General features: G+C 43.9%; 5 protein-coding genes. 2 read left to right on the top strand and 3 right to left on the bottom strand.

Annotated elements, in window-relative coordinates; translation table 11 throughout:
• Together Q0R37_RS14190 and Q0R37_RS14185 are read left to right on the top strand one after the other, a co-directional pair.
• Window positions 1–1,869: GGDEF domain-containing phosphodiesterase (locus tag Q0R37_RS14190; RefSeq protein ID WP_294755219.1), on the top strand; the 1,869-nt coding region annotated here is incomplete at its 5' end.
• 205 nt (window positions 1,870–2,074) lie between these two features.
• On the top strand, window positions 2,075–3,499 hold the full coding sequence (locus Q0R37_RS14185; protein ID WP_294755218.1) for a cellulase family glycosylhydrolase: 1,425 nt from the start codon (window positions 2,075–2,077) through the stop codon (window positions 3,497–3,499).
• Window positions 3,500–3,620: 121 nt separating this feature from the next.
• On the opposite strand, the gene Q0R37_RS14180 is transcribed toward Q0R37_RS14185, so the two are convergent.
• From Q0R37_RS14180 to Q0R37_RS14170, 3 genes are all read right to left on the bottom strand, one after another.
• Window positions 3,621–4,676 (bottom strand): hypothetical protein, encoded by a 1,056-nt coding sequence (locus Q0R37_RS14180; protein ID WP_294755217.1) that lies wholly within the window; start codon window positions 4,674–4,676, stop codon window positions 3,621–3,623.
• Between the two features lie 35 nt (window positions 4,677–4,711).
• A complete protein-coding gene (locus Q0R37_RS14175) occupies window positions 4,712–7,603 on the bottom strand; it encodes a family 43 glycosylhydrolase (protein WP_294755216.1) in 2,892 nt (963 codons plus the stop codon).
• 87 nt (window positions 7,604–7,690) lie between these two features.
• Window positions 7,691–8,089 carry a hypothetical protein gene (locus tag Q0R37_RS14170; RefSeq protein ID WP_294755215.1) on the bottom strand — a complete coding sequence of 133 codons (399 nt, stop codon included), beginning with the start codon at window positions 8,087–8,089 and terminating at the stop codon, window positions 7,691–7,693.
• Between the last annotated feature and the right edge of the window lie 164 nt (window positions 8,090–8,253).

Genomic DNA, 8,253 nt, shown 5'->3' with positions numbered 1-8,253 from the left:
AGCATTTATATGTCCGCAGTTATCATCGTACTTGAACTATGGATGATAATCCGGCTTACTCTGACGATAATCAGAGAACACTTGCAGGATAATCTGATCTACTACTTTGAAAAATATTATTCCAACTATATCATCCTGCTTTCTATGGGATGCATAATGCTTTTATGTGCGGTGCGCTTTTTACGGGGCAAATTAAAGAACCGTGCGATAATCGTAATAACAAAATGCGTATTCATGGTGGTCTGCATATACTTCGGTATAAAAGTTTCTCTGAACGATTACGCCAAGGGTGAGCAGATACTCACCTTCATTACCATGGAGCTCTTCTCACTATGCCTGCTTACATGGAGACCTGTCTCGGCATTCATTATCTCGGGTGTCTCGTTCCTGTATTTCTATTTCAGTATCGACAAGATGGTAGCTGTAAATACAGGTGATGTAGGTACTACACTTGCCACTCAGATAAACTTCTTCTTTATGTGGATATCAACTATGATGGTCTGCATAGCCAATTACAACGGTATCAGAACTCAGGCGCTGAAGGCTGAAAATCTTCAGGAGATAAACACCTATCTCTCAAAGCTCTCAGTAGAGGACGATCTCACAGGCATACATAATATGTACTATTTCAGGAGCGAAGCCGAAAAGCTTCTTAATTACGTCACCACAGACAGGGAAAATATCGTTTTTCTCTTCTTTGATATCGAGAATTTCAAATCCTACAACGAAAAATACGGCTTCCATTCGGGAAACGACCTGCTTATTAAAATAGCGCATATGATAGATGACGCATTTAAGGGCTCACTTGTTTCAAGGTTTTCCGACGATCACTTTGTTGTTCTCACAAATGTGGACGGTGCCCAGAATATGATAGGTCAGCTTTCGGGAGAAATAAAAAAGCTCCAGAAGGAAGTCCATCTGGAACTGAAATGCGGAGCCTACAAGCCCGTTGACGGTGAAGCAGATGTGAGTCTTGCCTGCGATCGCGCCCGTTTTGCCTGCAACAGCATCAAAAAACACTACGACCGCACTCTCAGGCTGTATGACAAGTCACTTGAGGACAAATTCCAGCTAAAGCATTACATCGTAAATAATATTGACAACGCTATCGAAAAAGGCCATATAAAGGTTTTTTATCAGCCTATCGTGCTGACCGAAAATGCCGAGATATGTGGATTTGAAGCCCTTGCAAGGTGGCAGGATCCGAATTACGGACTTCTCTCGCCTGCTTCCTTCATTGAGATACTCGAGGAATACAGGCAGATATACAAGCTCGATCAGTACATTATCGAGTCAGTCTGCAAGGATTACCGCGAAGCTATTGAAAACAGCCAGCCTTTTGCTCCCGTTTCACTCAACTTCTCACGGCTCGACTTTGAGCTTTGCGATATCGTCGGATTTCTTTGCGATACAATTGAAAAATACAATGTTCCGAAAGAATACATCGACGTTGAGATCACCGAGAGCGCTCTCACGGATCAGCAGGAATTCCTGCCGAACGCTATAAAAAAGCTTCGTGAGGTAGGCTGCAAGGTATGGCTCGATGACTTCGGAAGCGGCTATTCCTCGCTGAATGTCCTTAAGGATTACCATTTTGACGTCCTCAAAATAGATATGAAGTTCCTTTCAAGCTTCAGCAACAATGAAAAAACACGGCCTATACTCAATAACATCGTAAGCCTTACAAAACAACTGGATATGCTGTCGCTTACAGAGGGAGTTGAAACCAAGGAGCAGTTCGACTTCCTTGCCTCCATAGGCTGTAACCGCGCACAGGGCTATCTGTTCAGCAAGCCTCTGCCGATAGACGATATAAGAGCTAAGATCGAAAAGGGCGACCTCAAAATAGCAAGTAAGTATATAAACTGAATTTTTTCAGCGGTGCAGTCAATACTGCACCGCTTTTTGCACTTTAAGTGTAAAAAACAGCTTGTTTTCTCCTAAATAGTAATTTAGATACCAATTTTATTTAATTATGTCAAAATAATGTTGCTCTTTTGTGCTGAACGTGCTATAATGACATTGGGTAACAGTTTAGTTTTTATGGGATATTATTATTTACGGAGGAAATATTATGAAAAAACAGGTAATTAGCACTGTTCTGTCAGTCCTTGCGCTCGCTTTGCCATGCAATGCGTTTCATCTGAACGACAGCCGATCACACGCCGCCGAAACCGAAATGCGCGATATGTCAACTATGGAAATAGTACGTGATATGGGCATAGGCATCAATCTCGGAAACACCCTTGAAGCCTGCGGAGACTGGATAGCTGACGTTGACAAGCAGTGGGGCGACGGCATTCTTACTGTTGAGGAATATGAAACCGCTTGGGGAAGCCCTGTTATCACAAAGGAAATGATAAAGGGTATGTCCGATGAAGGCTTCGGAGTGATCCGTGTGCCTGTGGCATGGTCAAATCTTATGGAGGATGGCTATAAGATCAATAAGGACCTCGATGCAAGAGTTCACGAAATAGCAGACTGGATCATCGAATGCGATATGTACTGTATAATCAATATACACTGGGATAACGGCTGGTTCAGCACATTCCCCGACAATAAAGACGAATGTATGCTGAGATATGAGACAATGTGGACTCAGATAGCTGACAGCTTCAAGGAATACGGCGATAAACTCATGTTTGAGTCTCAGAATGAGGAGCTTGGCTGGGAAAAGCTGTGGAATCCATGGGGCGGCACTGAGGGCAAAGCTGATTCATATGCACTTGTAAACGAAATAAATCAGAAGTTCGTAGATGTAATACGCAGTTCAGGCGGAAACAATCCAAATCGTCACCTGCTGATATCAGGCTATAATACAGGAATCGACCGCACGTGTGATCCCCTTTTCAAAATGCCTGACGATCCTGCAGAACGTATGGCTGTATCGGTCCACTACTATTCCCCTGCAGGATTTGCAATCCTTGAGGACAAAGATGAGTCATGGGCCAAGGCTCGCCCTACATGGGGAACGGATGACGACTTCAAGGAGCTTTATGAAAACATGGACATGATGAAAAAGGCTTATGCCGATAAGGGTATCCCCGTAATTATAGGAGAATACGGATGCCCTGCAAAAGGAAAGGAAGCAGACTCCGTAAGACTTTTCCTCAGTTCTGTATGCAAAGCCGCTTATGAGCGTCAGCTGTGTCCGATACTCTGGTCAACTCCTGATTCTGCCACAGATGACGGAACTATTATAAAGGGACACTATGACCGCACTAACTGCAAACTCACAGATCAGGAGCTTAAAAAGCTCTTCAATGATATCTCGGGCTTCAAACCAGAGGAAACAACAACTACTGCTGCTAAAACACTGCCGATCAGGGGAGATGTTAATCAGGACGGAACCGTAACCATTGCTGATCTTGTTGCGCTTCAGCAGTTCATACTTGGCAACGGACAGCTCGAAGCATGGGAAAACTCGGATGTTTGCGAAGATAAGATAATAGATATCTTCGATGTAATCGCTGTCAGGAAACTTCTAATAAACGCTTGAAGCAGAAAAAGCTTCATCATACAGCGGACTATTTATTAAGGGAGCCCCTTTAAAAAAGGGGCTCCCTTATTCACAGCTATAAAAAACTTCTTTATAAATACTTTACTTATGCCGCTGCATTTTATCTGATCTTACAGTTTAGTGCAAACTGTTCAAACATCTCCGACAGCTTTTCTGTCAGTTTCTTCTTTTTTGAAGGAGACGTGATCTCTAAACAGCATTCAAGCGCAGTACCGTCGTTCAGTTCACGGAAGTAGGCTATGCGAAACATCTTTTTGTTTTTGAACTCGGCACGGTACTGATATATACCATACTCTGTTTCTTTCACATCAAGCTCGTCTGCTTCGCCAAAGGCTTCGAGCCATGCAGAACGGATATTGTCGCAGCTAAGAGCTTCATATATTTCAGGAGCTACTGTTAATAGGAAGTCCGCTGATGATTCAGATCCTTCTCTTGCTATATATGCATAATCCTGATATATCTCACCTACACCTGCGTCACCGTAATCCGCAAAATGCTTATCCTTGGGCGAAATTACCTCAACTATAGTCCCCTCAAGTAGATCAATCTCCTTTGGCGGGCAGGTTCCACGTGACATTATCTCTGCCATTTTTTTGCCTCTGTTAAAGGCTTCCAGTATCATTTCGCCAAGGCTTTCTGAAGTAACATCATCATCAAATTCAAGAGTTTTATCAAATGTTAAGATACCCTTTTCACCTGTTGACGATGAACTATCTCTCATTTTTATTTTGCCTTTTTGATAAATCCATGAAAGGGAAAAATAATACTGATTTTTTTCTACATCATAATGAATTATACATTCATCAAAAGATTCGTTTAATTCTTTTTCTGATTTAACCTCCATAAATTTCATGCGTTCTTCTTCTTTTTGTGCATCGTATGAATCTACATTGTCCATTCCTGTTAGGTCTTGAAATTCCGAGAGAGACAGATCTCCAATCTCATGAAATCTAGATATAATTCTTTTTGTGAGCGATCCTATTTTTTCAGGAAAAGCATCAGAGCATATTTTATCATATTCGCAGTAAATGCCTGCACACAATCCATCTTCCCTTGCAACATTAATCTGCATTTGAAAGTATATTTTCCCATTTCTCTTGCGTAAAAACAGTGGAATTCGTTTTTGGTTCATATATTCCTGTAATTTTGGTATCATGATTTTCTCCTTAAAAATCAGTAAGTGTCAAAACATCAGCCTACAATAACTGCAGCCGTGATATTTTTATTCGTATCTGCAAGTTCTGCTTCGGCACCGAGATTTATAACAGGGTCTCCGTTCCCGTCAAAGGCTACACGCTTTATACGTGTATGCCTGCACGGATCGTAAAGCGGGTCCTTGTTATATGAACCGCAGTTTCCCGACGAGTGAGAACCAGGTCTTGCATGATAAACTATAAGCAGATTTCCCAGCTCGTCTCTCACAAAGCTGTTATGCCCGGGGCCTGCACAGCCCTTTACATCTGCTGTGGATAAAACGGGACTGCCAAGCTTTTTCCAGCTTTTTGTATCCATAAGATCTGCATTGATATCCGCTTCAAGCCTTCCTACGCAGTACTCCGAACCTGTTCCCGAAGCCGAGAAGAATACGTATACCTTATTCCCTGTTTTCAGTACCGCAGCACCCTCGTTTACGCGGTTGTTCACCAGCTCCCAGTCGTATTCGGGCTTTGTGAGGAGTATGGGCTTTGAAGTGAGCTTCCAAGGCTGCGAAGGGTCGATCTCCGCCATAAAAAGTGAGGAATCTCCCTTTATTTCAGCCCATATCACATAATGCCTGCCGTTATTTTCAAAATATGTCATATCCAGTGAAAAACTTGCAAATGAGGAACTGTCGCCGCTGCTCGCCTGCATCTGTCCGCACTCCGTCCAGTTTCCATTGTACGGGTCACCGTCACATTTCAGTACATACGGACGTATCGCCCATATGTCATCGCTTGATCCCGCTGCAAAGAACATATACCATTTTCCGCCTATATAATGCATTTCGGGAGCCCATATATGCTTTGCAAGTATTCCGCTTGAATGAGCCTTCCATATGGTTTTTTCATCGGCAGCTGCAAGTCCCTTTACGGTGCTGCTGCGCCTGAGTATTATGCGGTCATAGCCCTTGTCAACGCTTCCGTATGCAGGATACGAAGCTGTAAAGTAGTAATATCCGTCGCCGCCGTCAACGATGTAGGGGTCGGCTCTTTCCTTTATGAACGGATCGGGATAGAGCTCAGAGCTTGACTTTACCGTGCCTCTTACACTGTAAACTCCTGCCTTGGAGGTATCAACAGCTTCGATATCGGAGCTGTTCCAGTCAACGCTCATTTCACATACTCCCCCGCCTGTATACTCAGCGATAACTGTCCGTGGCATTTCCGCACTTCCGCCTACTGTCAAATTCACAACGGGAGCCTTCATTCTCGTATTTACAGGCGAAAGTCCGTCTGACGGATAGGCGTTTATAAGAGCCGTGTACTGATCTCCGTTTATGGGGATAACATAGCCGTGACGGGGAGTAAAGTTGAAGCTGTAGCTGCTTCTGCCGACTGTTGTGAAGTTCACAAGGTCATTTGTCTCCTGCATTACGTAATAGCCGTCACCGTATGCATCTGACATCATGAGCCATTTATCCTGACCGATTAGCTTGTATATATTCGGCCCCTCAACGCCGATATCTCCCTCCGAGACCTGCTTTATCTCGCTGTAGGGTCCGCTTGCATGGTCGGAAGCCGCAAGGTATATGCGTTTATTGGTCTCGTTCTTGTAGTACATATAATACTTGCCGCCCACATTGATTATATCAGAGTCTATGGCGTCATTTCCGTTTTTCGGGGCAAATAGCAGCTGAGGCTCCGTGTCAAGGTGCTTCATGTCCTTACTGTAGGCATAATACATGATAGTCCTGTCGTCATGGCCCGGGACTCTTGCCGCAAAATAGATCATATACGAATCCTTTTCGGGATCATATATGGCCTGAGGAGCCCATGCACGGTCAGCTCCCTGCATATTTGAGTACTTGTTGGCTATCTCGATACTGGTCTCGTCAAACCAGTGCACAAGGTCAGTGGACTTTGCACTGAGGAGATTACGGTTGCTGTTCCAGCCAAGAGAGGACTTCATATCTGTAGCAAGCATATAGTAAAGACCGTCCTCGCCCTTGAATATATATGGGTCACGCAGACATTCCGTGCCGACTCCCGACTTCCATACAGCTCTTCCTCCGTTCAGAGCCTTGAAGTTGTAGCCGTCTGTGCTGACCGCATAGGACAGGCGCTCCTGCTCGGGAGAGTTTCCGAGGAAGTACGCGAAAAGATATGCCACATCGGGCTTTTCAGCTGAAATGGTGCTGTATGTTTCAATATCAACGTCTTTTCCTGCAAGAAAGCTTGTCAGCAGCACAAGATCGGAAGCATTCACTGCTCCGTCGCCGTTCATATCCGCAACAGCGGTCATAGTATCGTCAAAGCCGCTGATAACGCCGCGCTGCATTATGATTCGGTCAAAGCTGTCGACCGCTCCGTCAAAGTTAAGGTCACCGCGGACAAGTTTAAAGTCACCGTCAGCAGGACGGATATAGAACTTCTGCCCTTCGCCTGCCCAGTAGTCCCACTGATCTATATTTGCGCCGTTGTCATAGCTTATGTCGTATACATCAAGAGCCGTATTGCCCGAACATTCGGCTGTGATATAGTATGCGTCATCGGTGCGGTGAAGTATGAAATGCTGAGCCGCTGTGTCCTTATACTCCGAAAGAAAGATATTGTTTCCGTTGGTGGAGTCGCCGTTTTCGACGGTAAGAGCCATTTTTCTGTCAGCTCCCGAGAGTATGCAGCATTTTCCGTCCCCTGCGCTCTCTATGTGCCAAATCTGAGAGCTGTCGCCTTTTTTCTCCCATTGCTGCACATTCCCGTCACTTGCAGCTGTTATGTACTTGCCGCTGAGACGCACCATGATAGTGTAATCAGCGCCGCTCAATACCTCACCGTAGCTGTCGGCAAAGTCTGCTGTTACTGCCGCCCGAACACTTACGGGGCAGGCAGTGATGACCAATGCTGCCGTGCTTGCAGCTGCAAGCACTCTTTTCAGTCTGTTCATTTTCAAAACCTCTTTTCTTCATCGGGCTATACACTTTCAGCTTTTGCCCGAACTAATATTTATATTAAACATGATTATAGCCAAATTTTAATACGGGTAGATCCCCACCTCGTCATACGGCAGTGAAAAAATCAGAAAATCGCCTTTTTTGATTGTATGATCGTCATTTTCAATATCAAGCATTGCAAGTCCGTCAACTGAAAATCTGATATAATAGATCTCGTCGATATCTTCGCACAGAACTGCAAAGCAGTTTTTACCGTCTCTGATACTTACCGCCGGTTCTGTCCGTGTATTATCTGTCAAAATATCATCTCTGCCGACAGACGATGTTTTCAGTCCGAAAGATATTTCAATATTATAGCTTTTACCGCTGACAGGTTCATCTTTGCTTCTCCATATCCCCTTTATATCACCGCAGCTTGTTTCGCCTGTAACGATAAATGAATTATCTGCCTTTTCGATTTTATAAATAGTATAAAGCATATTTTTGCTCCTTGATTTCGGTTTAAATAAGCTAACGAGCTATAAGATAATTCTAACTTATTTTTTCCTTAAAATCAATAGTTTTTTGTGCTTTTTAATAGCTTGTGGCACAAAAAAGCTCCGACATAGTCGGAGCTTTTACTGTTAATTTTTACTTTATGAGA

It is taken from the genome of uncultured Ruminococcus sp., assembly GCF_946415235.1.
GTDB lineage: Bacteria > Bacillota > Clostridia > Oscillospirales > Ruminococcaceae > Ruminococcus.
The sequence above is the reverse complement of the archived record's forward strand: the minus strand, read 5'-3'. Positions and strand labels throughout refer to the sequence as shown.